This window comes from Pseudomonas sp. TWI923, assembly GCF_039673365.1.
Lineage (GTDB): Bacteria > Pseudomonadota > Gammaproteobacteria > Pseudomonadales > Pseudomonadaceae > Aquipseudomonas > Aquipseudomonas sichuanensis.
This window is the reverse complement of record NZ_JBDJLM010000039.1, coordinates 1-26,506: the sequence shown is the minus strand read 5'-3', so window position 1 is coordinate 26,506 and position 26,506 is coordinate 1. Positions and strand designations below refer to the sequence as shown.

Genomic DNA, 26,506 nt, shown 5'->3' with positions numbered 1-26,506 from the left:
GCACCGTTCGCCCTGATGGATTAAGTTAAAGAAGTCAACTATCTATGATCAAACGTACCTTCTTCTTTCTGTTCTTGGGCCTGGTAGGTTGTAACGACACTGCGCCAGAGGCCAGGCCCGTGGATGGGGATCAGATCCTGCGCAAAGTGATGCTCAGTATCGATCATGATCATCCCGGCCGTGGCCTGGCGGATTACCCCTCGGACGAGCCCGCCGATGTGCCAAAAAGTTATGCACTGATTCTGTTGGGGGCTATCGAAGAGGCGAGGGCGGGGCATCTCAAGGAGGTGAACGCGCTCGGTGTCAAAGCGGGCAACTGGCTCATCGAGAATGCGGACGCCAATGCCGATGGCATTATGGGATGGGGGGTTCCAATTGCCTGGGATGCCTACGGAGACGGCTCCGTCAACCCGGAAAATACCGAATACGCCATCTCGACTGCGATTGCCGTAGACGCCTTGCTTGGCTGGGCGCAGTACGTAGACGACAAAAAGAAGGCAGAGATTTTGGCCTTGGTCGAGCAGGCGCTGAAGCCTTACCTGCCAGTGGAAATGCGTACACCGGCAGGGCTGTTGCCGTACTCCCTACTGGTTAATGACCGAAAATACGATACCTTCAATTCTGCCGTTTACTTGGCTGGACAGATGCAGCGCTTTGCAGAAATCACCCCGAATGGTGAACTGAAAGAAGCACTGCAGTCGGCTGCTGACGCCACCATGTTGGCGCTGGTTCGAAACAAGAAGATCGCCGAGGGAAGCGGTTCATGGTATTGGAACTATTCCATTCAGGAAGACAACCCGAATGACCTCCCGCATGCGGGGTACATCATCGAAGGTATCTTGACCTACATGGATAGCCAGGGGCGGCTGTCAGCGAGTTTCGATCGCCAGAAAGTTTTCCAGCACCTGATGGACTTCTTTGGCAAGGATGGGAAAGTCCGCGGGTGGCCGGCATTCCGCCCAGAAATCACCACGGCAGCACGCTTGTACGATTTGAGTATCGCCTCGCAGTTGATGTGCCGATTCAAGGACCCTGCCGCGGGCAATTACTTCCTGGGTGAGGTTGAGCGCTACGAAGGACCTGAGGGCGGATACCTGAAGTATCCACGTGGGACCGCAGGGAACAGGCAGGTGGCTGAGTATGAGTCCTACCTGTACCGAGCGTTGAAGGCGTGTGGGTTCAGTGAAAATGCGCAATAAGGTCCTTGCGGTATCGTTGGCTCTCATCGCCACTGTGTCGGTGGTGATGATTGGGCATCATATCAAGGCAAAAAAACAGCACGCTGCAGCTGTTCGCCCCGAGTTGGCGCTGAGCGATGTTTCGCCCTGGCAGGTTGGCAACTACCATCAGCGCAGTGCTGTTCGCTTGAAACCCGCCGCGGTCGACGGTTACGGCATTTTCCCATTTACATCATTGGGTGGGGAAAATCGGGTCGGTGATCTGTATATCGACGCAACGTACCATTCAAAGCTTATTGGCCCAGGTGTGGAGATAGCCTTTCCATTTCAGGGGGTGCCAGTCGATGTCAAAATGATCGACGGTAACTATCACGTTGCGTTCAGGAAGATCTTTAACGGCCACCTGTTCAGCTTGACCTATGCGCGCGATGGCCGGCTGCTCGGGCAGCAGGAGATCGTGCTGGATGGCGTGGACTATCCAATATTTCGTGCGTCCGCCTCAGGGGCAGGCAAATTGTATTGGGTGGTGTACGACAACAAACAGCGCAAGAACTATTTGATGGACGTTGCGCGGGCGGGTGAACCTGACGGATTGCGGGTTGAGTTGCCAAGCTTCTATCCACCGGCCGGATCAACCTATGAGATGGAACCACCGGTATTTTTCTCAGGTGATGCGCAGCACGGGTTTGACCTGATCGCCGGTGCTTTGTACGCAAAGATCCGTGACGGCAAAGTTGAAGGCCAGCGTTTGAATGACTGCGAAACGGTCATTGAAGCACTGTTCACCCCGACGGGGCCGGCAGTGCTGTGTCGTGCCCGCATCGGGATGAGTAGCCCTTACCTATCAGGTATGTTGAACACTCAGGTGCTTGATCCGGTTGACATGTCGGCAGGTGTTCCTTGGCGGTTGGAGTATCGTCAGGCAGAAGGGAAGGTGGCTGTCAGCCGCGCCAACACGGCGAGCGAAATTGCCCAGGTGTTCCTGCAGGATTTGCGCAATGGTCAACAAAGCGGCGTGCTTGAATTTGGTGTGGACAATACTGAAGGGCGCATACCGTGGTCGCAGATTTATTACCTGAATGGCCTAATGGACCTGCTGTTGCTCACCGATACTCATGAGCAGGCCAAGGCCATCTTCGGCGACGTAGCCGGTGATCTTCTGCGTCGGGTCGTGATCGAAGTGACTGCGCTGGATGACTTGCTTGACAGGCCGGATGGGTTCAAGACCAAGGGCTTTACTCATGATCGATCTGCTGCGCTTTTTGCCGTGCAGACCAGTCGCCTGCTGCTGCTATTCGACCGCTACGCGGAAGAGCTGCCGAATGCACCACGGCTGCGTAACGCCGAAAAACTGCGTCACATGGTTTCCAACCTCGAAGGGCATATCGATCAGTTGGCGCATGAGGGCGAGGAACCGCAGTGGATGAAGCCGGGTACCGCGCACCTGCGCTGGCCGAAGTGCAGTGCCTTCTACTTTGATGGTTTGCCAGTCCCCTTTAACCACCAGAACGAGTGGGCATATGGATTGTTCAACTCGGCGCGGGTCAAGGGTCAGCCTGTCGATTCTCCAGAGCTGCGTGATCAACGGGACATCATTACGTTCTTCATGGAGCGACTGGGGGTGGACGGAGGCTTTCCACCGGTGGACAAATGGAATTATTGGTACGGCCACGCTTATGACGGCTGGACCGAGGCTGACAATCGCTCGTGCCATACACCGTCCTATCCTGGGGACCACGGTCTGGCATGGATCTCTTTCCGTTCAATCGACTTCATGTCGGTCATGTCGGCCATCGACTTTATTCCAGGGTTGAATAAAGAAAAGCTAGTGAACAGTGCCGTGGAAACCGTCAAGTTTGGCGACGTTTTCCCATTTGCCGCTCGCTCGTTACTGGCGGTAGGAAAAGCACCGCAAATTCAGATTCCGGTTTTGCAGCGTTACTACAGAGCTACAGCACCTTGGGAAATATCCAATAGCCCCTGGGCCTTGGTGATGGGCGCGTCCAGTCATGCCAAACAGGTAAATCGCTAAATGACCAGTGCGATCAACAAATTCAGTGCGTTCTCTCAGCGGAACATGCTCCTAGGGAAAGGCTTTCTGGGTGGGGTCGCGATGGCTGCCCCCTTTTACGCCGAGTTTTTTTCCTGGCGATGGGCCGCCCTTTTGACGGTGCCACTGTTTTTGTTGATCGTGCTGTCGCTCATTCGCGGTGAAAAGGTCAAGAAACCCCCGCTGGCGATTTTGCCAATGGTGTTGCTGCTGATGCTTCACGCAGTTGCCCTGGTATTCAGCCACACGATGTTTGCTGGCCAGGTTGTCAAGGACCTGCTAATCGCCTCATTTCTGCTATTTATCTACGTGCTGGCTGATGAAGACACGCTCTCTGGGTTTTTCTCGGCACTGATTCCTCTGGCGTTGGTGAGCGCGTTGATCGGCTTGGTGAAAGCGGCCTTGCTCGACCGAGGCTATCTGCTTGGTTTCATGCTTGAGAGCTGTGCCTCCTACCCGGCCGGTTCAGCGCTATGCATCAATTACAATAACCTGGGGTTGTTTTGGTTGGCGGCGGCCCTGGGTTGCATCAAGATGCGTTTGTGGTGGGCTTTACCCTTCCTGATTGCGGCAGGCGCACTATCGAGCTCTCGCCGATTCATTGTGCTCATGGTGTTCTTGCCGATTATTTGGGTAATGGTTCAAGGGCGCTCGGCGGTCGTCAAATCAGTGATTGTCGCCATTTTTTCTGCCCTGCTTATCTATGCCGTGTCAGACCCTGTCTCGTTTGCAAGATTCCAGCATGGGGACTTGCCCTACACGGTATTGTCCATCGGCGACGCGGTCAGCCTGAATGGGGTGTCGATAAATCGCTCGACACCTGGGGTGATGTTGAGCACCATGGGGGATGGTACAGGGGGCACCGGTTCGCGCATCAAGTTCTGGAGCCTCGGCCTCTCCATGGTGAGTTGGCTGCCACAAGGCTGGGGCTACCATCAGGTATTCTCGTGTACGTTTTCGCCTTGTGACATGTTCCACTATCCACATATGCCGGTGATCTCAGAGTGGGTCATCGGGGGCGTTGTTTTCGCGCTCGTCGCCCTTGCATTTTATATTTGGCCATTCTGGCTTGTTTTACGCCAGCGGCAGACAGTGCCAATCGCATTGTTCTTGATTGCGCTGCCTTACTCACTGATCTCCGGCGATACCGTTTTCTCCTTGCCGATATGCCTGGCCTGCATGTTCGCGGCGTTAAGCTGCGTGCCCAGGCGTGTCGCTGGCACCCCGTGATGTGCCGATCCTAAAACAGACCCATAAGCTAGAACGTTGATACCTGATAACGCATGAAAACTCTGCATTTGACGCATACGGACATCGAATTCGATTCTCGAATCCTCAAGGAAATGGGCGCGTTGGTAGCGGCTGGCTATACCGCCAGCGGCATCGGTGTCGTGCTGGATGAAGGCGCGCAGAAGACTGCGGTTTCATTCAAAGCCAATATCACGGCACTTAACCTGCGCTCGCGTAAGCTGACCTTCCTGCCCCGCACCTTGCGGCATGTCGTGACCCTGTTCGAACTGGTCGGCAGGATGCTGCCGCACGCCGTTCGCGAGCGCCCGGATGTCATCCACTGCCACGACACCCTGGTGCTGCCACTGGGTTGCATCGTCAAGTGGCTGACCGGCGCGAAGCTGGTCTACGACGCCCATGAGCTGGAGTCCGACCGCAACGGCCTGACCCGGCTTCAGGGTGCGTTGACGCTGCGGGTGGAAAAGCTCCTGTGGCGCTTCGTCGATGCGCTTATCGTGGTCAGCCCGTCGATCGAGCGGTGGTATCAGGAGAACATCGGGCCGAAGCCGTCCACGGTCATCCTCAACTCCCCACTGTTCCATGAAGGGCAGCATCAGGATGAGGATTATCTGCGCAAAAAGTTCGCCATCCCAGCCGAGAGCAAGGTGTTCATCTATGTCGGTATCCTTGGCCACGGCCGGGGTATCGACCTGCTCACCGAGGCCTTCAAGGACCCGCAGGTTTCCTCGCACGTGGTGTTTCTTGGCTATGGCGAGTTGAGCCAGGACCTCAAGCGCCTGGCCGCAGAGCATCCAAACATCCATGTACACGACGCCGTGCCGCATTCGCAGGTGGTGCCCATCGCCCAGTCCGCAGACTTCGGGCTGTGCCTGGTGCAGGATGTTTCGCTCAGCGACTACTACTGCTTGCCGAACAAACTGTTCGAGTATTGCTTCGCCGGTGTGCCGGTGCTTGCGTCCGATTTTCCTGATATTCGCGCTCTGCTGACGCAGTACGGCGTGGGCGAATGCTGTAAACTGCACGCCGATGACATCCGTGACGCCATTCTGAGGTTGGAACGCTCGCCTTCGACGTTCCAGTTCGCCAACCTGACGCCGTTGAGTTGGCAGGCGCAGGAGCAGAAGTTGGTGGCGCTTTACCAGCAAGGCCTGTCGGCGACTAAACACTGAGATTCCTGTTGGGCACGCAATTTGCGAGCGATGCCCTGGCGGATCTGTGCCGGTTTGGGGAAGGGCTGGCGCCGTGAGGCAAAGGAATTGGCGGTATGCAGTGGCCCTATTATCGGGCTGGCTGTTACGCCCAGACTACAACCCGCTGTGTCGGCAGCGGGATAACCAATTGATACGGGCTGTGATATGTGTGGAATTTTTGGCTTCATCGCCAGGGAAAAAGTTAACAAAGAAAGCTTGATGACGCTGGCCCTGCATGCCAGGCAGCGTGGACGTGACTCCAGTGGCCTGATCTATGCGGATCGTTCGGGCTACCAGGTCAAACGCGCGGACTACGACATCAAGAAGCTGATCTCGGAGGTCAAACCTTTCGATTCGGCGTTCGTCTTTGGCCACAGCCGCCTGATCACCAACGGGCTTTCCGACAACCAGCCGGTCGTGCGCGGCGGCGTCTGCGTGATCCACAACGGGATCATCGTCAACGATGCCGAGGTCTGGAGTCACCTCAAGCCGGCCCGTGCCCTCGAAATCGACAGCGAAGTGATCGCGGCCATCACCGAGCAGCACCTGGAAGAGTCGGGCGACAACCTCGACGGCCTGGCGCAAAAGGTACTCGGCCTGTGCGTCGGCGTGATTGCCTGCGCCATCGTCATTCCGCGCTTGGGCAAGGCATTGCTGTTCTCCAACAATGGCAGCCTGTACGTCGGCACCGCCAAGGATGGCGTCAGCTTCTCCTCGGAGATGTTCCCGCTCAGCCAGATCGGTTGCACCGATATCAAGCAAGTCAGGCAGGAAGCGATCATTCTGGACCTGCCGGCGGCCACCGACATCAGCGTTGCCGACAACAACCAGCGCGTTCACAACCTGATTCCGCCGTTCCAGTTCATCACCTCCGAAGAAAAGCAGCTGCTCTACCCGCAGCCGAACCTGCGTCGCTGCACCCGCTGCATTCTTCCGGAAACCATGCCGTTCATCGACTTCGACGCAGACGGCGTGTGCAACTATTGCCACAACTACAGCCCGCGCAATGTGCCCAAGCCCAAGGAAGAGCTGTTCAACCTGGTGGAAGGCTACCGCCGTGCCGGCGTCACCGACTGCATCGTGCCGTTCTCCGGTGGGCGTGACAGCTGCTACGGGCTGCACCTGATCGTCAAAGAACTGAAGATGAACCCGGTCACCTACACCTACGACTGGGGCATGGTGACCGACCTCGGTCGGCGCAACATCAGCCGCATGAGCGCCGAGCTGGGTGTGGAAAACATCATCGTCGCCGATGACATCGCCCAGAAGCGCAGGAACATCGCCGTCAACCTCAAGGCCTGGCTGAAGGCGCCGCACCTGGGGATGATCAGCATCCTGACTGCGGGCGACAAGCACTTCTTCCGCCATATCGAGACGGTCAAGCAGCAGACCGGCGTGAGCCTGAACCTGTGGGGCGTCAACCCGCTGGAGGTCACCCACTTCAAGGCCGGCTTCCTCGGCGTGCCACCGGCATTCGAAGAGAAGCGTGTGTACATGCACGGCTGGCGCAAGCAGATGGAGTACCAGAGCCTGCGCTTCAAGGCCATGTTGAAAAGCCCAGGCTATTTCAACAGCTCGCTGTGGGACACCTTGTCGGGCGAGTACTACCGCAGCTTCACCGAGAAGAAAGACTACTACCACATCTTCGATTACTGGCGCTGGGACGAGAAGGCCATCGATGACACGCTGATCAACGATTACGGTTGGGAAGTGGCAGTCGACACCAGCACCACCTGGCGGATCGGTGACGGTACCGCGGGCCTGTACAACTACATCTATTACCTCGTTGCAGGCTTCTCCGAGCACGATACCTTCCGCAGCAACCAGGTGCGTGAAGGCGAGATCACCCGTGAGCGCGCGCTGGAACTGGTACGTGAAGAGAACCGTCCGCGTTACCAGAACATCCGTTGGTACCTCGACGCGCTGGGCATGGACTTCACCGAAGTGATCAAGATCGTCAACGCCATCCCGCGTCTGTACAAAGACTGACGGGCTGGCCGACGCGATGAACAAGACGATCTGGTACGTCACCAAGTACTTTTCACCCAAGACCGCCACCAGCCCCGGAGGACGGGGCTGGTTCCTGGTGGATGAGATGAGGCGGGCCGGTTATCAGGTCGTCGTCGTCAGCTCGGATTCCAACAACTTGGTGGACCTTCCGGTGCTGCACGACCGGGTTACGGTAGAGGTTACCGACGGGGTCAAGCTTGTCTGGCTGAAAACCATGAAGTATTCGGTGGCCAAGTCCGCGCGCAGGATCCTCAGCTGGTTCCACTTCGAGTGGAACCTGTTCTGGCTGAACAAGCGCGAGCTGGAACGCCCTGATGTGGTGATCATTTCCAGCCTGTCGTTGCTGACCATCGTCAACGGCCTGCTGCTCAAGCTCAAGTACAAGTGCCGCCTGGTATTCGAGGTGCGCGATATCTGGCCACTGACCATCGTCGAAGAGGGTGGTTTCAGCAACGGCAACCTGTTTGTCAGGGGGTTGTCGTGGCTGGAGCGGCTCGCTTACCGAAAGTCCGATGCCATCGTCGGTACCATGCCCAATCTCGCCGCCCATGTGCGCAATGAGCTTGGTCGCGATCGGCCGGTATTCTGTGTGCCGATGGGCGTGAGCCAGGAACACCTGAGCGATGTCGCCGAACTGCCGCCGGAGTATGCCGAGAGCTACCTCTCAAGTGGCAAGTTCAAGGTCGTGCATGCCGGCACCATCGGCATCACCAATGCCTTGGACGTGTTCTTCGCCGCGGCGCAAGCCATGCGCGAGCATGCCGACGTCGAGTTCGTCATCGTTGGCGACGGTGCGTTGAAGCAAAGCTACCAGCAGCAGTATGGCAACCTGCCCAACCTGGTCTTCGCGCCCAAGGTGCCGCGCAACATGGTGCAGTCGGTGCTGGCCAAGGGGGACCTGCTGTACTTCTCGGTCCACGATTCCAAGGTGTGGGATTACGGCCAGTCGTTGAACAAGGTCATCGACTACATGCTGGCGGCCAAGCCGGTGGTGGCGTCGTACAACGGCTATCCGTCGATGATCGACGAGTCGGGCTGCGGCGTGTTCGTGCCTGCCAACAACGTCGATGCGGTGGTCGGCGCCGTGCTCGAAATGAAGGCCAAGAGCGAGCAGGAGCGTTCGGCGATGGGCGCGCGAGGGCGCGAATGGCTGCTGCAGAACCGTAGCTATACCAAGTTGGCCAACGACTATCTGCAGATACTGTTTCAAGGTGACGCCAAGTGAAGCGGCTGGTTGATTTCGTATTGTCGTTGTTTGGCTTGATCGTACTGTCACCGGTGATCGTGATTGTCGCGTGGTGCATTCGGCGCAAGCTCGGCTCACCGGTGATCTTTTCCCAGGTGCGCCCTGGTCTTGGGGGCAAGCCCTTCAAGATGGTGAAGTTCCGCACCATGCGCGATGCCTTCGATGCCGATGGCAATCCCTTGCCGGACTCGCAGCGCATGACTGCCTTCGGTAGCTTTTTGCGCGCCAGCAGCCTGGACGAACTGCCTGAACTGTGGAATGTGCTCAAGGGCGACATGAGCCTGGTCGGGCCACGCCCGTTGCTGATGGAGTACCTGCCGCTTTACAGCCCCGAGCAGTACCGTCGCCACGAGGTTCGCCCTGGGGTCAGCGGCTGGGCCCAGGTCAATGGCCGTAACGCCCTGAGCTGGGAGGACAAGTTCAAGCTGGATGTCTGGTACGTGGACAACCGCTCGATCTGGCTCGATTTCAAGATCATCTTCCTTACCTTGAAGAAGGTGGTGGTGCGCGACGGCATCAGCGCTGCGGGCGAAGCCACCATGTCCAAGTTTACCGGGAACCGATCGTGAGCAAGCTGGCGATCCTCGGCGCCAGTGGTCATGGCAAGGTCGTGGCCGATACGGCCGAATGCTGTGGTTGGAAGACCATCGACTTCTTCGATGATGCCTGGCCCGGGCTCAAGGCCAATGGTGCCTGGCAGGTGGTCGGTGACACAGCGGCGCTGCGCGAACGCCTGCATGAGTACGACGGTGTGGCGGTGGCCATTGGCAATAACCCTGTTCGTTACAACAAGCTGCGCGAGCTCGAAGACGCCGGCGCCCGCCTGTGCAGCCTGGTGCACCCGGCCGCCACGGTCAGTCGCCATGCCCTGATCGAGCGCGGTTCGGTGGTGTTCGCCGGTGCCGTCGTCAACGCCGATGCCCGAATAGGGCTGGGTGCCATTCTCAATACCGGCTGCAGTGTTGACCATGACTGTGAGTTGGGTGCGGCGGTGCACATCAGCCCGGGGGCTCGCCTGGCCGGTGGCGTCAAGGTCGGGAATTTGAGCTGGGTGGGCATCGGTGCTAGTGTTCGCCAACTTGTCCGGATCGGATCCCAGGTGACTGTCGGCGCGGGTGCGGCAGTGGTGGCTGATATCCAGGACCGGTTGACCGTCGTTGGTGTGCCTGCGCAGGCAGTTCCCCAAAAGAAGGCCACTTAGCCTTAGCTCGCCGTTCTTGCCTTGCTGCCTGTAGGTCAAAGACTGCTGCTTGTCGACGTATCATGGGCCTTCTGCCTTTTCAGCCTGGCTGAAGACAACAAGATTCGATCCGGTGGCATTGGCATGCTGCCCCTCCATTTCGACCAAATACTGAAGAGCCTCTATTGTGTTGAATACTCCTTTCTCCCCATGGCCTTCCTTTAGCGAAGAAGAAGCCGACGCCGTGCGCGCGGTCATCCTCTCCAACAAGGTCAACTACTGGACCGGGCAGGAATGCCGCGAGTTCGAAAAGGAATTTGCCGCATGGGCCGGCACCGATCATGCCGTTGCCCTCGCTAACGGTACGGTTGCACTGGATGTAGCGCTCAAGGCGCTGGACATCGGTGCCGGAGATGAAGTGGTAGTGACCCCGCGCACCTTCCTGGCCTCGGTCTCCTCGATCGTCAATGCCGGTGCGGTCCCGGTGTTCGCCGAAGTGGACCGGGACTCGCAGAACATTACCGCAGCGACCATCGAGGCGGTGCTGACGCCGCGAACCAAGGCAGTGATTTGTGTGCACCTGGCGGGCTGGCCCTGCGACATGGACCCGATCATGGCGCTGGCTGCCAAGCATGACCTCAAGGTGATCGAGGACTGCGCCCAGGCCCATGGTGCCCGCTACAAAGGCCGGCCGGTGGGTTCGATTGGTCATGTGGGCGCCTGGTCGTTCTGCCAGGACAAGATCATGACCACCGGTGGCGAAGGCGGCATGGTCACCACCAATGACCGCGAACTGTGGTCGCGGATGTGGTCGTTCAAGGACCACGGCAAAAGTTGGGAAGCGGTTTACGAGCGTCAGCATGCCCCGGGCTTCCGCTGGTTGCATGAGGGTTTCGGGACCAACTGGCGGATGCTCGAAGTGCAGGCGGTGATCGGCCGTATCCAGTTGCGGCGCATGGCCGACTGGCACGCCCGGCGCCTGGCCAATGCCCAGCAGCTCTGGGACGTGGCCGCCCGCTTGCCTGCGCTGCGTGTGCCGGCAATGCCGGAGGGTATCCTCCATGCCGCCTACAAGTGCTATGTGTTCGTCGAACCGTCGGCACTGAAGGAAGGCTGGGACCGCGATCGCATCCTGGGCGAGATCGTGGCGCGAGGCGTTCCGGCGTTTTCCGGCTCCTGCTCCGAGGTCTACCTGGAAAAAGCCTTCGACGGTACGGGTTGGCGCCCGGAGCCGGGCTTGCCGGTTGCCAGGGAACTCGGTGAAACCAGCCTGATGTTCCTGGTTCATCCGACATTGACCGAAGACGAGATGAATAAGACCTGCAGTACCCTGCAGGACGTTGTGCAACAAGCCAGTCGGTAAGTGCTTCACTGCACGCCGCCCGTGCAGCACGGGTGGCGGCACGACACCCCGCTGTCGGCCTGGGCCGATAGCGGGGCAAGACCGTATTACTGACCTCACATCCGCGGGAAGCGGAGGCGGGACCAACTCTGATGATGGATAACTTGAGAGCAGGCCTGCTGGGTCTGCCACGTCGGTACAAACGTGCCTTGCAGGTTGCGGTAGACCTGCTGCTGGTGTGGCTTGCGCTGTGGATGTCGTTCATCGTGCGCCTGGGCTTCGAAGAAGCCAGCGGTGCGATGGCCGACCATACCTGGCTGTTCGTGGCCGCGCCGTTGATCGCCATACCGATCTTCATCCGCTTCGGCATGTACCGGGCGGTGCTGCGTTACTTCGGCAACGATGCGCTGATGGTCATCTTCAAGGCTGTCGGTCTTTCTGCGCTGGCGTTGGCGCTGGTGGTCTACTGGTACAGCAACCACGCCACGCTGGTGCCGCGTTCGATCGTGTTCAACTACTGGTGGTTGAGCCTGATCATGCTGGGTGGCCTGCGCCTGTTGATGCGCCAGTACTTCCTCGCCGACTGGTTCAGCACGGTGCAGCACGTGCCCTTCGCCAATCGTGATGATGGCCTGCCGCGCGTGGCCGTCTACGGTGCCGGTGCCGCGGGCAATCAGCTCGTCGCGGCGTTGCGCATGGGCCGCACGATGCGCCCGGTGGCCTTCATCGATGACGACCCGGACATCGCCGAGCGCGTGATCTCCGGCCTGCATGTGTACAAGTCTCGCAACATCCAGCGCATGATCGAAGTGACCGGCGCCCAGGAAGTGCTTATGGCCATCCCTTCGGCGAGCCGCGCGCGGCGCCGGGAGATCCTCACTTACCTGGAAGATTTCCCCCTGCACGTGCGCAGTGTGCCGGGGCTGATGGACTTGGCCAGTGGTCGGGTCAAGGTCGATGACATTCAGGAAGTCGATATTGCCGACCTGCTGGGGCGTGATGCCGTACCGCCTCAGGAAGGGCTGCTGCAGCGCTGCATCACCGGCAAGGTGGTCATGGTGACGGGGGCGGGCGGCTCGATCGGTTCGGAGCTGTGTCGACAAATCCTGGAGCTGGGCCCCACGACGTTGCTGCTGTTCGAACATAGTGAGTTCAACCTCTACAGCATCCTTGCCGAGCTGGAACAACGTTGCCGGCGCGAGTCGTTGCGCGTGCGCCTGCTGCCGATCCTCGGCTCTGTGCGTGACCAGAGCAAGCTGTTGCACATCATGCAGACTTGGCATGTTGAGACCGTTTATCACGCGGCGGCCTACAAGCATGTGCCGATGGTCGAACACAACATTGCCGAAGGCGTGCTGAACAATGTGATAGGTACCTTGCATGCGGCGCAGTCGGCGTTGCAGGCGGGTGTTTCCAACTTCGTGCTCATCTCTACCGACAAGGCTGTGCGCCCGACCAATGTGATGGGCAGCAGCAAGCGCCTGGCCGAGATGATCTTGCAGGGTTTGAGCCGTGAGAGCTCGGCAGTACTCTGGGGCGACGGGCACAAGATCCCGCGTATCAATGCCACGCGCTTCACCATGGTGCGCTTCGGCAATGTGCTGGGCTCATCCGGCTCGGTCATTCCGCTGTTCCGCCAGCAGATCAAGGCTGGAGGCCCGCTGACGGTGACGCACCCTAAGATCACCCGCTACTTCATGACCATACCCGAGGCTGCGCAGTTGGTGATTCAGGCAGGATCGATGGGGCAGGGCGGCGACGTGTTCGTGCTGGACATGGGCGAGCCGGTGAGGATTGCCGAACTGGCCGAGAAGATGGTGCACCTGTCCGGGCTGAGCGTGCGCAACGAGCGCAACCCCACCGGCGACATTGCCATCGAGTTCACTGGGTTGCGGCCGGGTGAAAAGCTCTACGAAGAGCTGCTGATCGGTGACAACGTGGAAGCCACCGAGCACCCGATGATCATGAGCGCCAATGAAGATCATCTGGCCTGGGAGGTGCTCAAGGCGCGTCTTGACCAACTGCTGGATGCAGTGAACGTCGATGACTATGCCCAAGTGCGCCAACTGCTGCGGGAAACCGTGAGCGGTTATGCACCCGACGGCGAGATCGTCGACTGGATCTACCAGCAGCGTCGCTTGGAACCTTAAGAAAAAGCCCGGCCTGATGCCGGGCTTTTCTTTGCTTCAAGGCTTTGAATTATCTCGAAAAATACTCGCACCTTGAGCGGTTTGCCGTGGGCGGTACGGCGATCTACCGTAGCAGGGCAACCAAGGAAACGTTGCCTTTCAATCAGCCTCAAGGAGTGACTTCCCATGCGTAACACTGTCCTGTCGTATCTGCTGCTCCCGCTTTTCACTTGCCTGTCCTTTTCACTCAGCGCTGCCCCCAACAGCATGCCTGCCGAGCCGGTGCCGGCAGTGATGCCGGCCGAGCAGGCGAACAAGCGGGTAGATCTGAACACGGCCGATGCGCAAACTCTGCAAAAAGCGCTGAACGGCATCGGTCAGGCCAAGGCACAGGCCATCGTCGCCTACCGTGAGGCCAACGGGCCGTTCACCTCCGTGGACGAACTGCTCGAGATAAAGGGCATAGGCAAAGCGCTGCTGGAGCGCAATCGTGACAAGCTGATGGTCGAGTAAAGTTGGCTGGAGCCGATCGGCACCCGGCTGGTCGGCTCTTGATGACGGCAGTGCTTCAGCGGTCTTGCGCATCCTTGGCATCCGCCTCGGCATTGCGCTCGTGAACTTTCTTCAACTGTTCCTCGGTCAACGGCAGTTTTTTCGCCGTATCCCGCAGCATCATCAGCCCGCCAACGATCGAGCCAAGGGCGACGATGAGTATCAACCAGGCATACCAAGGCATCGGTGTTCTCCTGCAAACTGAAGATGACAGCACCAGCATGGCATTCGAACCATGGCAGCGTGCGATGGTTCAATTATAGGAGTGGCCCACTGCCAGGCCAATTCTCATGACCCGCGGCCTCCAAAGGCCATGCCACTTCGTTTACAATGCGCGCCGTTTACGACTTGCCAAGAGACCGCGCCCATGTCCGCCTGCCAGACGCCCCTGATCGTCGCCCTGGATTTCCCTACCCGTGACGCCGCCCTGAAGCTGGCTGACCAGCTCGATCCGGCGCTGTGCCGGGTAAAGGTCGGCAAGGAACTGTTCACCAGCAGCGCTTCGGGGATTGTCGAGACCCTCTGCAGCAAGGGTTTCGAAGTGTTCCTCGACCTCAAGTTCCACGACATCCCCAACACCACGGCGATGGCGGTCAAGGCTGCAGCCGAAATGGGCGTGTGGATGGTCAACGTGCACTGCTCCGGTGGCCTGCGCATGATGTCGGCCTGCCGTGAAGAGCTGGCCAAGCGCAGCGGCCCACAGCCCCTGCTGATCGGCGTGACCGTGCTGACCAGCATGGAGCGTGAGGACCTGGCGGGCATTGGCCTGGATATCGAACCGCAGGAGCAGGTATTGCGCCTGGCGGCACTGGCCGAGAAGGCCGGGATGGACGGCCTGGTGTGTTCCGCGCTGGAGGCTCCGGCGCTGAAGGCAGCGCACCCGTCGCTGCAGCTGGTCACCCCGGGTATCCGCCCGGCGGGCAGTGCCCAGGACGACCAGCGCCGGATCCTGACCCCGCGCCAGGCGCTGGATGCAGGTTCCGACTACCTGGTGATCGGTCGCCCGATCAGCCAGGCGGCAGATCCGGCGCAGGCGCTGGCTGCTGTGGTCGCTGAAATCCGCGGCTGATTCGAGCCTGCCGGGGCTGCCTTGCAGCCCCGGGGTTTCAGACCTTCAACACCAGCTTGCCGAAGTTCTCCCCGCTGAACAGCTTGAGCAGCGTCTCGGGGAAGGTTTCCAGCCCCTCGACCACATCCTCCTTGCTCTTCACCTTGCCGCTGGCCAGCCAGCCGGCCATCTCCTGTGCGGCCTTGCCGTACTCCTTGACGTAGTCCATCACCACGAAGCCTTCCATGCGCGCACGGTTGACCAGCAGTGCCAGGTAGTTGGCCGGACCTTTGACCGCTTCCTTGTTGTTGTACTGGCTGATGGCGCCGCAGATCACCACCCGCGCCTTGAAGTTCAGGCGCGACAGCACCGCGTCGAGAATATCGCCGCCGACGTTGTCGAAGTAGACGTCCACGCCCTTCGGGCATTCACGCTTCAGGCCCGCCAGCACGTCCTCGGCCTTGTAGTCGATGACGCCGTCGAAGCCCAGTTCGTCGAGCAGGTACTGGCATTTCTGCGCGCCGCCGGCGATGCCGACCACGCGGCAGCCTTTGAGCTTGGCGATCTGCCCGGCAATGCTGCCCACCGCGCCTGCCGCACCGGAGATCACCACAGTGTCGCCGTCCTTGGGCTGGCCTACGTCGAGCAGTGCGAAGTAGGCGGTCATGCCGGTCATGCCCAAAGCGGAGAGATAGCGGGGCAGGGGGGCCAGCCGTGGGTCGATCTTGTGCAGGCCCTGGGGTTCGCCGGTGAAATAGTCCTGCACGCCCAGGGCGCCGCTGACGTGGTCACCGGGCTTGTAGTCCGGGTGCTGCGAGGCAACCACTTCGCCCACGCCCAGGGCACGCATCACCTGGCCCAGGCCTACTGGCGGGATATACGACTTGCCTTCATTCATCCAGCCACGCATGGCCGGGTCGAGGGACAAGTACAGGTTCTTCACCTGGATCTGGCCCGCGCCGGGTTGGTCTGCTGGCACCTGCTCGAAGGTAAAGTCGTCGCGGCGCACGGCGCCGACCGGACGCTTTGCCAGCAGGAAACGGCGGTTGGTCTGGGGCATGGCGGATTCTCCTGAACAGGGTAAGAGGTGGCTGATGATCGGCTGTGATTATGTACTGCGTCACGCAAAATCACCGCAAACGATAGTAGTCCAACCGTGCCCCTGATGATGCTGCCCAGCCGGCAGGAGGGCTGACTAGACTCAGCCTCGACTCAATTTCTCCATGCAGGAGCCAGTGATGAGCATGACGTTCTCCGGCCAGGTAGCCCTGGTCACCGGTGGTGCGGCGGGTATCGGCCGGGCGACAGCCCAGGCGTTCGCTGCCCAAGGGCTGAAAGTGGTGGTGGCCGACCTGGACGCGGCCGGCGGCGAAGCCACCGTGGCGCTGATCCGCGAGGCGGGTGGCGAGGCCCTGTTCGTCGCCTGCGACGTGACCCGCGACAGCGATGTGCGCCAGTTGCACGAGCAGACCGTGCAGGCCTACGGCCGGCTGGATTACGCCTTCAACAATGCCGGTATCGAGATCGAGAAGGGCCGCCTGGCCGAGGGCAGCGAGGCCGAGTTCGACGCCATCATGGGCGTCAACGTCAAGGGCGTGTGGCTGTGCATGAAGTACCAGTTGCCGCTGCTGCTGGCCCAAGGCGGTGGCGCGATCGTCAATACCGCCTCGGTGGCGGGCCTGTCGGCGGCGCCGAAGATGAGCATCTATGCCGCGTCCAAGCACGCGGTGATCGGCCTGACCAAGTCGGCGGCGATCGAGTATGCGAAGAAGGGCATCCGGGTGAACGCGGTGTGCCCGGCGGTGATCGACACCGATATGTTCCGCCGCGCCTACGAGGCCGACCCGCGCAAGGCTGAGTTCGCCGCGGCGATGCATCCCGTTGGGCGCATCGGCAAGGTCGAGGAGATCGCCAGCGCGGTGCTGTACCTGTGCAGCGATGGCGCCGCGTTCACCACCGGGCACAGCCTGACCGTCGATGGCGGTGCACTGGCGATCTGATTGTCCGGTCAGCGCTGGGCGGGCGGGATCAATTATCTTGCTCGCCATTCAAACAGCTGCGCGATTCCTGTGGGAGCGGGTTTACCCGCGAACGGGCCGGCAAGGTTATCCACAACCGCCACGCCACCCCCGCACACCCCAGCAGCAACACCGTGCCGAATACGCTCAGCGCCAGGCGCGACCCCAACCTGTCGCTGAGCAAGCCGGTAAAGATCACCGGCAGGCTGAACCCCAGATACGCCAGCAAGAAGAACCCGGCACTGGCCCGGGTCTTCTCGCTGCCAGCGAGCTGGTTCACCGCGGCCAAGCCACCCAAGTAGATAAAGCCGTAGCAGGCACTGCTGGCGGCAATCGCGCCCAGCAGCACGCCAGCCAGTTGACCGCTGTCGGCGCCCCAGGCCAGCAACCCATAGCTGCAAGGCAGTATCAGCAACCCGAGCAGCGTGGCCTGGGCGCTTGGCAGGCGGCGGGCCATGGGCTGGAACAGCAGCCCGCAACTGATCACGCAAAAGGTCGAGAACCCCGACCAGGCACTCAGGCCGTGTTGGCGCAGGATCCCCGGCAGCAGGGCGATCACCAGGCCGACACAGGCCCAGGCGAGCAGGATCGCCATCCCATAGGCCAGGCTACCGGCGGGGTAGCAGGGCAGCCGCAGCATGGCGCTTTGTTGCGCCGGACGTGGGTCGGGCAGGCGCCACAGCAACAGCACGGCGATCCCCGCGAGCAACAGTTGCAGATGAAAGCTTGCCGGTGCCAGGGTGGGCCCGCGCAGCAGGCACAGGCTGGTCAGCGCCGCGCCCAGGCCGAAGCCCAGTGAGGTGCTGGCCGTGACCCAACTGGCGGCGCGGCCGCTGTCGCTGCCCGCCATCAGTTCGCCCATGTACGCGGTGGCCGTGGCCGATGCCAGCCCGGTACCCAGCCCCAGGAGCATGCGCGCGGCACCCAGTGCCTCCAGGCTTGGGAACAGCAGCATGATCAACGTGGCGAGCATCGACAGGGCCAGGGCGGCGATGATCAGCGGGCGTCGCCCGACCCGGTCGGCCAGCCCGCCAAGGGCCAGCAGCACCGGCAGCACGCCGAGCACATAGCCGGAGAAGGCCACGGCGGTGGCCGCGGCGCCACGCCCGGCGAGTTCGGCGTAGGTGATGTACAGCGGTGCCTGCAGGTTGACCGCGAGGGTGATCAGGCACAGCGCGAAGGCCAGCAGGGCCGGGGCATGGCGGGTGGGCATGGGGTCATCCGTCAAAGGGTAGAGTGTATGTCGGCAGCATCGAGGCTATGAGGTTGCCCAACAAGGCACACTCCCCAGGCATTTGTGATTAACTGTTCGACCGAAATCAGCGAACACTTGCCATGCACCTGAATCTGGATCGCCTGCAGCCAACGCCCCTGGTCCAGCAACTGACCGAACAGTTGCAAGCCTGGATCGAACAGCAACGCCTGCGCCCCGGCGCCCGCCTGCCGTCGATCCGCACCCTGGCCAAGGCCCAGGCGGTGAGCGCGTCCTGCGTGATCGAGGCCTACGACCGCCTGGTGGCGAGCGGCTGGCTGGTGGCGCGGCACGGTGCCGGGTTTTTCGTTGCCGAACGCAAGCCGGGGCAGCAGGTGGATGCCGGCAGCGCCTGGGGTGAGGCCATCGATGGCAGCTGGCGCTTGTTCGGCGAAGGCCATGAGGCGCTGCTCAAGCTCGGCTGCGGCTGGCTGCCGGTGGCCTGGCGCGCCGAGGCGGAACTGGCGCAGGCCGTGCGCCAGGTCAGCCGGGGCGAGCCCGAGGCGCTGTTCGACTACTGCCCGCCGCTGGGCCTGGCCAGCCTGCGCCTGCAGCTGCACAAGGGCCTGGCGCGGCTCGACATCAACGCCGAGCCCGAGCGCATCCTCACCACCCAGGGCATCAGCCATGCCCTCGACCTGCTGGTGCGCACCCTGCTGGTGCCGGGCGACACCGTGCTGGTGGAGCGCCCCGGCTACTACAACCTGTTCAACCTGCTGCGCCAGCAAGGCGTGCGGATGCTCGAAGTGCCGCGCACGCCAACGGGGCCAGACGTTGTCGAACTCGAGCGGCTGCTGGTCGAGCACCGGCCACGCTGCCTGTTCACCAACAGCCTGTACCAGAACCCCACCGGCACCAGCCTGACCCCCAAGGTCGCCTATCGCCTGCTGGAGCTGGCCCGCGAGCATGACCTGCGGATCATCGAGGACGACCTCTATGCCGACTTCCAGGAAGGCCCGGCCACCCGCCTGGCCACCCTCGACAGCGAGCAGCGGGTGATCTACCTGGGCAGCTTCTCGAAAACCCTCAGCAGTTCGCTGCGGGTGGGCTACCTGGTTGCGGAACCTGCGCTGATCGCCCGCCTGGCCGAGTTGAAGATGGTCAGCGGCATCGGCACCTGCCGCTTTGCCGAACAGGTGATCGGCCAGATGCTTGCCAATGGCAGCTACCGCAAGAGCATCCAGCGCCTGCGCGTGCGCCTGGGGCAGCACATGGCCAAGCTCCTCGGGCAGCTGGAGGCGTGGGGCTGGGAGGTGTTGTGCGAACCCTGCGGCGGCATGTTCGTCTGGGCCCGCTCGCCCGGGCGCGACTTTGCCGGGCTGGAGCGCCTTGCGCTGGAGCATGCCGTGCTGCTCACGCCCGGCAGCGCCTTCGACCCCCAGGGACGGGCTTGTGACTGGTTGCGCATCAATGTCGCCTACGGACAGGACGTCCGCGCCCAGGCGTTCCTCCGACACGCGGGGCGACCTCCAGCGGCCTGAAAGCGACACGCTCATAGCTAAATGACACCATTCTGACGCCAGGCTCTTGTGAGGTGGCCGCTGCGATTGTCACTCTTGCCTTTCGGAAAAGCCCGATAAGCTAGAGGGGAATCGGTGATGGCGGTGACCAAGCACGGTGTTCTGGCCAATCTGGGCATGGCCCGCAAGCTCGGCCTGGGCTTTGCCTTGGTGCTGCTGCTGACGCTGCTGGTGGCGGCCATCGGCGTATACGCGCTGTTCAGCGTAGGCCAGCGCTTCGATGGCTTGCGCCAGATGGCCCAGTTCAATACCGACCTGCTGCGCCTGCGCCAGCACGAGCAGGCGTTCGCCCTGCGCTCCGATATCACCGAGGCCGATACGCTGCGCGCTGGCCTGCAAGGCCTGGTCGAGCGCGCCCGTGGCCTGCCGGGGCTGGCCTCGACCGAAGGCGAACTCGGCGCCTACGGCCAGGCGTTCGACCAGTTCGTCCAGGCGGTACAGGGCAAGGAGCTGGCGCTGGACATGGCCAGCTGGTCGGTGTCCAGCGTGGCCAACAACCTCGATGTGCTGCAGGCCGGCCTGGCCGATGACGGCACCTACACCCTCAAGCAATCTCAAGGCCAGCAGGGCGGCGAGTTTCTCGAACAGGCCGGCCAGGTGGCGCAGGTGTCACGGCTGATGCTGCAGGCCATGGACGAAGCCCGGGTGCGCCTGGAACAAAGCCGCAAGGGCGGCGAGGTGGGCCAGGGGCGCATTGCCCAGACGGTTGAGGCGGCCAGCCTGGTCGAGCAGCTCAAGGGCACGGTGAGCGATGCCGGTTACCAGAGCGTGCTGGGCGAGGTGGCCGGGCATATCGCCAGCTTCTCCGACAAACTCAATGAATACACCGACCTGCTGGCTCAGGAACAAGGCATCAAGGCCCAGTTGCAGGCCCGCGCGGAACAGGTCACGGCGCGGGTCGACCAGGCCTACAACGCACAGGAACAGGCGATGCAGGCCGAGCTTGCGCGCAATGCCGTGGCCATCGCGGCCGCCACCGCGCTGGCGCTGCTGGTCGGGGTGCTGGCGGCCTGGCTGATCACCCGTGCGGTGGTCGCGCCGCTCAAGCGGGTGATCATCCGTGCCCGGCGCATCGCCGCCGGTGAGTTGGCCATCGAGGCCGAGACGCCGAGGGGGGACGAGGTCGGGCAGTTGTTGCAGGCCATGCAGCAGATGGCCGAGGGCTTGTCCGGTGTGGTCAGCGGCCTGCAACAGGGCATCGAGCAGTTGGCCGGCAGCGCCCAGGCGTTGTCTGCCGTGACCGAGCAGACCAACCGTGAAGTCGGCAGCCAGAAGGACGAGACCGAGCAGGTGGCCACCGCCATGCAGCAGATGACCGCCACCGTGCATGATGTGGCGCGCAATGCCGAGCAGGCGGCCGAAGCGGCCCAGGCCGCCGACGACAAGGTCGAGTCCGGCCAGCAGGTGGTGCGCCAGAGCATGCAGCGCATCGAGCAGCTCGCCGCCGCCGCCGAGACCGCCAGCTGCGGGATCGACAGCCTGAGTGCCGAGATCCATACCATCGGCGACGTGCTGGAGGTCATCAAGAGTGTCGCCGAGCAGACCAACCTGCTGGCGCTCAATGCCGCCATCGAGGCCGCTCGCGCCGGTGAGCAGGGGCGTGGTTTCGCCGTGGTGGCCGATGAAGTGCGCGCCCTGGCGCGGCGTACCCGTCAGTCCACTGAAGAGATCGAGCGCCTGGTGGCCAGCCTGCGTGGCAATGCCCAGCAGTCGGTGACGCAGATCCGTGGCAGTACCGAGCTGGTGCGCCTGGCGGTGGCCGATGCGCTGCAGACCGAAAGTGCGCTGGGCAGCATTGCCGCGGCGGTGTCGTTGATCCAGCAGATGAACCAGCAGATCGCCGCGGCCGCCGAGCAGCAAAGCTCGGTGGCCGAGGAGATCAGCCGCAGTGTCACGCAGATCCGTGGCAGCGCCGATCAGGCGGCCCTGGCGATGGAGGACAATGCCCGCTCAAGCGTCGAGCTGGCGCGGCTGGGGGATGACCTGAAGGGGATGGTGGGGCATTTCCGCCTGTGATTGCCTGTGGTGAACCCATCGCGGGGCAAGCCCGCTCCCACGCCCACCGCCCCACGCGCAAAGCGCAATCTTTACCTGTTCGTGACATTTCAGCGCTTGACCTGCCACATGGATGATAAGCATTATCATTCGCCCCACAGTGGCCAGGTCCCCCCGTGAGTCAATCCCGGTTCAATTCAGTCTTCCTCACCCAGCGCCTCAGCCTGCTGCGCACCTTGCAACGCATGGTCGGCAACCCCAGCACCGCCGAGGACCTGCTGCAGGAAACCTACCTGCGGGTCACCCGTGCCCTGGGCGAGCGGCCGATCGAGCACCTTGAACCCTTCGTGTTCCAGACCGCGCGCAACCTCGCCCTGGACCACCTGCGCGCCCGCCGGGTGCAGGCACGCACCCTGGTCGACGACGTGCCCGAGCAAGTGCTGCACAACGTCGCCGCGCCCGCCGGCAGCAGCGAGGATGCCGCCCACGCCGAGCAACTGCTCAAGCACCTGAGCACGAGCCTCGGCCAGCTGACCGAACGCCAGCAGCGCATTTTCATCCAGAGCCGCCTGCATGGCGCCAGCTACCTGGAAATCGCCGAGCAACTGAACGTCTCGGCCAGTACCGTGCAGAAGGAACTGAAACTGATCATGGCCATCTGCATGGGCGTCGCCGCTCGGCACCAGTGACGCGACCACTCGCCGCGCACCTGCGTAAAGCCCTTGCCATGTGCCGGGCCTGCACCGATCATGCGCAAAAAAGCCCCCGCAAGGATCCTTCGTGACCGATCAGCCCACCCCTCGCCCGACACCTGCCGAGCCTGATGCCCGCGCCCGTGCCCGCGAGGAGGCGATGGACTGGCTGATCCGCCTGCAGTGCGCCACTGACCAAGACACCCAGGCCTTCGAGCACTGGCTGGGCGCCGAGCCGGAAAACGCCGAAGCCTACGTCGAGGCCGAAGCGCTGTGGAACGGTGCGCCACTGCGCCAGGCCGCCGAGCAAATGCAGCAACGCCAGCGCCGCTCCATCAGCGGGCGCCTGCGCAGCCACTGGAAGCCGCTGGCCACCGCCGCCGTGCTGCTGGTCGGGCTGTTCACCTTCGGCAACCTGCCTGTGCGCCTGCAGGCCGACCACCTCACCGTGGTCGGCGAGCGCCAGCGCCTGCAACTGGACGACGGCGCCAAGATTCTGCTCAACACCAACTCGGCCTTCGCCAGCGATGTGCGCGACGGGCGCCAGGTTGCCCGCTTGCTGCAGGGCGAAGCCTACTTCCAGGTCGCCGGCGGCAGCCAGCCGCCGCTGGAGGTGCAGGCCGGGCCGCTGCGCGCCAACGTGCGCGACACCGACTTCGCCGTGCGCTACCTGGACGGCGAAGCGCAGGTGCGCGTGCAGCGCGGCGACGTCGATCTGCAGGGCGCTCGCGACCAGCGCATCCGCCTGAGCGCTGGCGACAGCATCAGTGTCGGCCCCCAGGGCTTCGGTCAGCGCCAGCGCGTCGACCTGAACAAAGAACTGGCCTGGGTCGAAGGCCGCCTGGTGTTCGAGAACTGCCCGCTGGGCCAGGTCATCGCCGAAGTGCAGCGCTACTACCCAGGCTGGATCATCAGCCGCAATGCGCAGCTGGAGCAGGTTGCAGTCACCGGCAACTACCGCCTCGACCAGCCCCTGCAAACCCTGCGCGCCCTCGCCCACATCACCTCGGCGCAGCTGCATGAATACCCCGCCGTGGTGATTCTCAACTAAGCCAACAAGTTTTTTTACGCGACCCCTGTAGGCAGCACGTCTCGTTATAGCCAATGCAACTGATTCTCGTTCGATAACGACAACAGTCCACGCCTATAACCCCTCGCGCGACAGGGAGCGCTTTCGATGTCCACAGGTCCAACCCGCCCGTTCACCCCTTCCCGCCGCCACGGGCAGCTGTCCTTGCTGACCCTCGCCCTGCTCGCCAGTGGCGCCGGCAGCCTGCCGGCCCTGGCCGTGGAGCCTTCCCAGGCGAGCAGCCCGCGCATGGGCGACTACCGCTTCGCCATTGCCCAGCAGCCGTTGGTTTCGGCGATCAATGCGTTCAGCCAGGTCACCGGCTGGCAGGTCGGCTTCAACGCCGAGCTGGCCGAAGGCGTGGCCTCGCCAGGGGTGCAGGGCTCGCTGGCCCCGGAAGCGGCGCTGCAGCGCCTGCTGCACGGCACTGGCCTTGCCTATCGCAAGATCGACAACGCCAACGTGGTGCTCGAGCGCCAGGCGGGCAGCGCCATCGCCCTGCAACAGATGACCGTCAGCGCCACCCGTAGCGCCCAGGAAGTCAGCCAGGTGCCCAGCACCGTCAGCGTGCAGACCCGCGAGCAGCTGGACCGGCAGAACGTCAACGACATCAAGGACCTGGTGCGCTACGAGCCAGGCGTGTCGGTCGGCGGCGTTGGCCAGCGCAGCGGCCTGAACGGCTACAACATCCGCGGCATCGACGGTGAGCGCATCCTCACCCAGGTAGACGGCGTGTCGATCCCCGACAGCTTCTTCTACGGCCCCTACGCCCAGACCCAGCGCAACTACGTCGACCCGGAAATCGTCAAGCGCGTCGAGATCCTGCGCGGCCCGGCCTCGGTGTTGTACGGCAGCAACGCCATCGGCGGCGCGGTCAGCTACTTCACCCTCGACCCTGAAGACATCATCAAGCCCGGCAAGGATGTCGGCGCGCGCCTGAAGACCGGCTACAGCTCCGCCGACGAGAGCTGGCTGACGTCCGCCACCGTCGCAGGCCGCCACGCCGACTTCGACGGCCTGCTGCACCTGAGCCAGCGCAACGGCCACGAGACCGAGTCCTACGGCGAGCACGGCGGCAGCGGCCTGGCCCGCACCGAATCCAACCCCGAGGACGTGCGCACCACCAACGTGCTGGCCAAACTGGGCTGGAACTACGCCGACGACGCCCGCCTGGGCCTGACCTACGAGCACTACAAGGACGACCGCGACCAGAACATCCTGAGCTCCGTGGGCGGGCCGTTCATTCCCGGTTTCGGCGCCTCGAACTCGTACCGCATGCGCCAGGGCAACGACACCGTCACCCGCGAACGCTTCGGCATCAATCATGAATTCGGCCTCGACAGCCTGGTCGCCGACCACCTCAAGTGGAGCCTCAACTACCAGATCGCCAAGACCGACCAGCGCACCGATGAGCTGTACTTCGCCGCCGGCCGCCAGGTGTTCCGAGACCGCCAGACCACCTACAAGGACCGCCAGTGGGTCCTTGACGCCCAGTTGGACAAAGCCTTCAGCATTGGCGCCACCGAGCACCTGCTGACCTATGGCACCACCCTCAAGCACGAGAAGATCAGCGGCATCCGCCAGGGCGTCGGCACCTGCCTGAACGTCGGTGGTTCCTGCACAGCCATCGGCCAGAACAGCGCCCGTGATGGCCAGGTACCGGTCAGCGACTTCCCCGACCCGACCGTGAACACTTACAGTCTGTTCGCCCAGGACGAGATCCGCTGGAACAACTGGACCTTCCTGCCGGGTGCCCGCTACGACTACACCCGCATGGAGCCCAAGTTCACCGACGAATTCCTGCGCGGCGTGCAGAGCACCAGCGTGACCGGTGCCGCCAATGCCGACGACTCGGCCAAGAAGTGGCACCGCGTTTCGCCCAAGCTGGGGGTCACCTACGCCTTCAACGACAACTACACCTGGTACGGCCAGTACGCCGAGGGCTTCCGCACGCCGACCGCCAAGGCGATGTACGGCCGCTTTGACAACCCGGGCCTGGGTTACAGCGTGCAGCCCAACCCTGACCTGGAGCCGGAAAAGAGCAAGAGCTACGAGACCGGCCTGCGCGGCAACTTCGACGCCGGCAACTTCGACGTGGCGGTGTTCTATAACAAGTACCGCGACTTCATCAACGAAGACGCCATCCTGTCGTCCAACCTGGGCGCCAAGTTCCAGGCCAACAACATCAAGCACGCCACCATCCGCGGCGCCGAGTTCAAGGGCCGCCTGAACCTCGACCACTTCGGTGCCGCGCAAGGCCTGTACACCCAAGGCTCGGTGGCCTATGCCCGTGGCCGCAACGACGACAACGGCCAGCCGCTGAACAGCGTCAACCCGCTCACCGCCGTGCTCGGCCTGGGCTACGAGCAACAGAGCTACGGCGGCTTGCTCAGCTGGACCCTGGTCAAGCAGAAGGATCGCGTCGACGACACCACCTTCTTCGCCCCCGACGGCACCAGCAAGCAGTTCCGCAGCCCCGGCTACGGCGTGCTGGACCTGACCGGCTTCTACAAGGTGAGCGAGGACGTCACCGTCAACGCCGGCCTGTACAACCTCACCGACAAGAAGTACTGGCAGTGGGATGACGTGCGCGGCTACGACTCGATCGGCGAAGCCAGCGTGACCCAGCCGGCCAACCTCGACCGCCTGACCATGCCGGGGCGCAACTTCGCCATCAATGTGGTGTGGGATATCTGATCTGAAATCAGTGCAGCCCCTATCGCCGGCAAGCCGGCTCCCACAGGTGAGCGCCCGCCTCGGGCTTGGCGCTTTGTCTGTGGGAGC

21 protein-coding genes are annotated in these 26,506 nt (G+C 62.4%); 18 read left to right on the top strand and 3 right to left on the bottom strand.

Going from position 1 to position 26,506, the window contains the following annotated elements; all coding sequences use genetic code 11:
• The first annotated feature begins 44 nt into the window (after positions 1-44).
• The 11 genes from ABE459_RS15875 to ABE459_RS15825 all read left to right on the top strand — a co-directional run bounded on the left by ABE459_RS15875 (position 45) and on the right by ABE459_RS15825 (position 14,089).
• Positions 45-1,199, top strand: a complete 1,155-nt coding sequence (locus ABE459_RS15875) for a hypothetical protein (protein WP_323830869.1) — start codon at positions 45-47, stop codon at positions 1,197-1,199.
• Complete coding sequence (locus ABE459_RS15870) at positions 1,183-3,210, top strand: hypothetical protein (protein WP_157966809.1); 2,028 nt, start codon at positions 1,183-1,185, stop codon at positions 3,208-3,210. The genes ABE459_RS15875 and ABE459_RS15870 overlap by 17 nt, the downstream gene beginning before the upstream one ends.
• Complete coding sequence (locus ABE459_RS15865) at positions 3,211-4,458, top strand: hypothetical protein (protein WP_323830870.1); 1,248 nt, start codon at positions 3,211-3,213, stop codon at positions 4,456-4,458.
• 53 nt (positions 4,459-4,511) lie between these two features.
• Positions 4,512-5,648: a glycosyltransferase gene (locus tag ABE459_RS15860; protein ID WP_323830871.1), complete on the top strand. Its 1,137-nt coding sequence runs from the start codon at positions 4,512-4,514 to the stop codon at positions 5,646-5,648.
• A gap of 240 nt (positions 5,649-5,888) precedes the next feature.
• A complete protein-coding gene (locus ABE459_RS15855; protein WP_323830872.1) occupies positions 5,889-7,658 on the top strand; it encodes a hypothetical protein in 1,770 nt (589 codons plus the stop codon).
• A gap of 16 nt (positions 7,659-7,674) precedes the next feature.
• Complete coding sequence (locus ABE459_RS15850; protein ID WP_323830873.1) at positions 7,675-8,904, top strand: glycosyltransferase family 4 protein; 1,230 nt, start codon at positions 7,675-7,677, stop codon at positions 8,902-8,904.
• Positions 8,901-9,494 carry a sugar transferase gene (locus ABE459_RS15845; protein ID WP_110992539.1) on the top strand — a complete coding sequence of 198 codons (594 nt, stop codon included), beginning with the start codon at positions 8,901-8,903 and terminating at the stop codon, positions 9,492-9,494. Before ABE459_RS15850 ends, ABE459_RS15845 begins: the two co-directional genes overlap by 4 nt.
• Positions 9,491-10,126, top strand: a complete 636-nt coding sequence (locus ABE459_RS15840) for an acetyltransferase (RefSeq protein WP_323830874.1) — start codon at positions 9,491-9,493, stop codon at positions 10,124-10,126. Before ABE459_RS15845 ends, ABE459_RS15840 begins: the two co-directional genes overlap by 4 nt.
• A 166-nt stretch (positions 10,127-10,292) precedes the next feature.
• Positions 10,293-11,468, top strand: coding sequence for a DegT/DnrJ/EryC1/StrS aminotransferase family protein (locus tag ABE459_RS15835; protein WP_323830875.1), 1,176 nt, complete (start codon positions 10,293-10,295; stop codon positions 11,466-11,468).
• Positions 11,469-11,599: 131 nt separating this feature from the next.
• On the top strand, positions 11,600-13,597 hold the full coding sequence (locus ABE459_RS15830; RefSeq protein WP_323830876.1) for a nucleoside-diphosphate sugar epimerase/dehydratase: 1,998 nt from the start codon (positions 11,600-11,602) through the stop codon (positions 13,595-13,597).
• Between the two features lie 165 nt (positions 13,598-13,762).
• Entirely contained in the window at positions 13,763-14,089 is a 327-nt protein-coding gene (locus ABE459_RS15825) for a ComEA family DNA-binding protein (RefSeq protein WP_323830877.1), read from the top strand.
• Between the two features lie 55 nt (positions 14,090-14,144).
• On the opposite strand, the gene ABE459_RS15820 is transcribed toward ABE459_RS15825, so the two are convergent.
• Positions 14,145-14,312 (bottom strand): DUF2897 family protein, encoded by a 168-nt coding sequence (locus ABE459_RS15820; RefSeq protein WP_110992543.1) that lies wholly within the window; start codon positions 14,310-14,312, stop codon positions 14,145-14,147.
• Between the two features lie 183 nt (positions 14,313-14,495).
• On the opposite strand from ABE459_RS15820, the gene pyrF reads away from it, so the two are divergent.
• Positions 14,496-15,197, top strand: coding sequence for an orotidine-5'-phosphate decarboxylase (pyrF, locus tag ABE459_RS15815; protein WP_110992544.1), 702 nt, complete (start codon positions 14,496-14,498; stop codon positions 15,195-15,197).
• 37 nt (positions 15,198-15,234) lie between these two features.
• Here the strand turns inward: pyrF and ABE459_RS15810 are convergent, their stop codons facing one another.
• On the bottom strand, positions 15,235-16,236 hold the full coding sequence (locus tag ABE459_RS15810) for an NADP-dependent oxidoreductase (protein ID WP_125857835.1): 1,002 nt from the start codon (positions 16,234-16,236) through the stop codon (positions 15,235-15,237).
• 178 nt (positions 16,237-16,414) lie between these two features.
• Between ABE459_RS15810 and ABE459_RS15805 the strand changes: the two genes are divergently transcribed.
• The gene (locus ABE459_RS15805; RefSeq protein WP_258645518.1) at positions 16,415-17,176 is read left to right on the top strand and encodes an SDR family oxidoreductase; all 762 of its coding nucleotides are present in this window, start codon (positions 16,415-16,417) and stop codon (positions 17,174-17,176) included.
• A gap of 28 nt (positions 17,177-17,204) precedes the next feature.
• On the opposite strand, the gene ABE459_RS15800 is transcribed toward ABE459_RS15805, so the two are convergent.
• Complete coding sequence (locus tag ABE459_RS15800; RefSeq protein ID WP_323830878.1) at positions 17,205-18,407, bottom strand: MFS transporter; 1,203 nt, start codon at positions 18,405-18,407, stop codon at positions 17,205-17,207.
• A 122-nt stretch (positions 18,408-18,529) separates the two neighbouring features.
• On the opposite strand from ABE459_RS15800, the gene ABE459_RS15795 reads away from it, so the two are divergent.
• From ABE459_RS15795 to ABE459_RS15775, 5 genes are all read left to right on the top strand, one after another.
• Positions 18,530-19,927, top strand: a complete 1,398-nt coding sequence (locus tag ABE459_RS15795; protein ID WP_323830879.1) for a PLP-dependent aminotransferase family protein — start codon at positions 18,530-18,532, stop codon at positions 19,925-19,927.
• A gap of 117 nt (positions 19,928-20,044) precedes the next feature.
• Positions 20,045-21,982: a methyl-accepting chemotaxis protein gene (locus ABE459_RS15790; protein ID WP_323830880.1), complete on the top strand. Its 1,938-nt coding sequence runs from the start codon at positions 20,045-20,047 to the stop codon at positions 21,980-21,982.
• 155 nt (positions 21,983-22,137) lie between these two features.
• A complete protein-coding gene (locus ABE459_RS15785) occupies positions 22,138-22,650 on the top strand; it encodes a sigma-70 family RNA polymerase sigma factor (protein ID WP_110993252.1) in 513 nt (170 codons plus the stop codon).
• Positions 22,651-22,741: 91 nt separating this feature from the next.
• Entirely contained in the window at positions 22,742-23,704 is a 963-nt protein-coding gene (locus ABE459_RS15780; protein WP_323830276.1) for a FecR domain-containing protein, read from the top strand.
• A gap of 126 nt (positions 23,705-23,830) precedes the next feature.
• On the top strand, positions 23,831-26,419 hold the full coding sequence (locus tag ABE459_RS15775) for a TonB-dependent receptor (protein WP_323830277.1): 2,589 nt from the start codon (positions 23,831-23,833) through the stop codon (positions 26,417-26,419).
• The last annotated feature ends 87 nt before the right edge of the window (positions 26,420-26,506 follow it).

Bases quoted from the DNA above. Each gene is read 5' to 3' on its own strand.
- pyrF (WP_110992544.1), top strand. From the start codon at position 14,496: ATGTCCGCCTGCCAGACGCCCCTGATCGTCGCCCTGGATTTCCCTACC.
- ABE459_RS15855 (WP_323830872.1), top strand. From the start codon at position 5,889: ATGACGCTGGCCCTGCATGCCAGGCAGCGTGGACGTGACTCCAGTGGC.
- ABE459_RS15810 (WP_125857835.1), bottom strand. From the start codon at position 16,236: ATGCCCCAGACCAACCGCCGTTTCCTGCTGGCAAAGCGTCCGGTCGGC.
- ABE459_RS15850 (WP_323830873.1), top strand. From the start codon at position 7,675: ATGAACAAGACGATCTGGTACGTCACCAAGTACTTTTCACCCAAGACC.
- ABE459_RS15790 (WP_323830880.1), top strand. From the start codon at position 20,045: ATGGCGGTGACCAAGCACGGTGTTCTGGCCAATCTGGGCATGGCCCGC.
- ABE459_RS15795 (WP_323830879.1), top strand. From the start codon at position 18,530: ATGCACCTGAATCTGGATCGCCTGCAGCCAACGCCCCTGGTCCAGCAA.
- ABE459_RS15860 (WP_323830871.1), top strand. From the start codon at position 4,512: ATGAAAACTCTGCATTTGACGCATACGGACATCGAATTCGATTCTCGA.
- ABE459_RS15865 (WP_323830870.1), top strand. From the start codon at position 3,211: ATGACCAGTGCGATCAACAAATTCAGTGCGTTCTCTCAGCGGAACATG.
- ABE459_RS15820 (WP_110992543.1), bottom strand. From the start codon at position 14,312: ATGCCTTGGTATGCCTGGTTGATACTCATCGTCGCCCTTGGCTCGATC.
- ABE459_RS15825 (WP_323830877.1), top strand. From the start codon at position 13,763: ATGCGTAACACTGTCCTGTCGTATCTGCTGCTCCCGCTTTTCACTTGC.
- ABE459_RS15875 (WP_323830869.1), top strand. From the start codon at position 45: ATGATCAAACGTACCTTCTTCTTTCTGTTCTTGGGCCTGGTAGGTTGT.
- ABE459_RS15830 (WP_323830876.1), top strand. From the start codon at position 11,600: ATGATGGATAACTTGAGAGCAGGCCTGCTGGGTCTGCCACGTCGGTAC.
- ABE459_RS15775 (WP_323830277.1), top strand. From the start codon at position 23,831: ATGTCCACAGGTCCAACCCGCCCGTTCACCCCTTCCCGCCGCCACGGG.
- ABE459_RS15805 (WP_258645518.1), top strand. From the start codon at position 16,415: ATGAGCATGACGTTCTCCGGCCAGGTAGCCCTGGTCACCGGTGGTGCG.
- ABE459_RS15800 (WP_323830878.1), bottom strand. From the start codon at position 18,407: ATGCCCACCCGCCATGCCCCGGCCCTGCTGGCCTTCGCGCTGTGCCTG.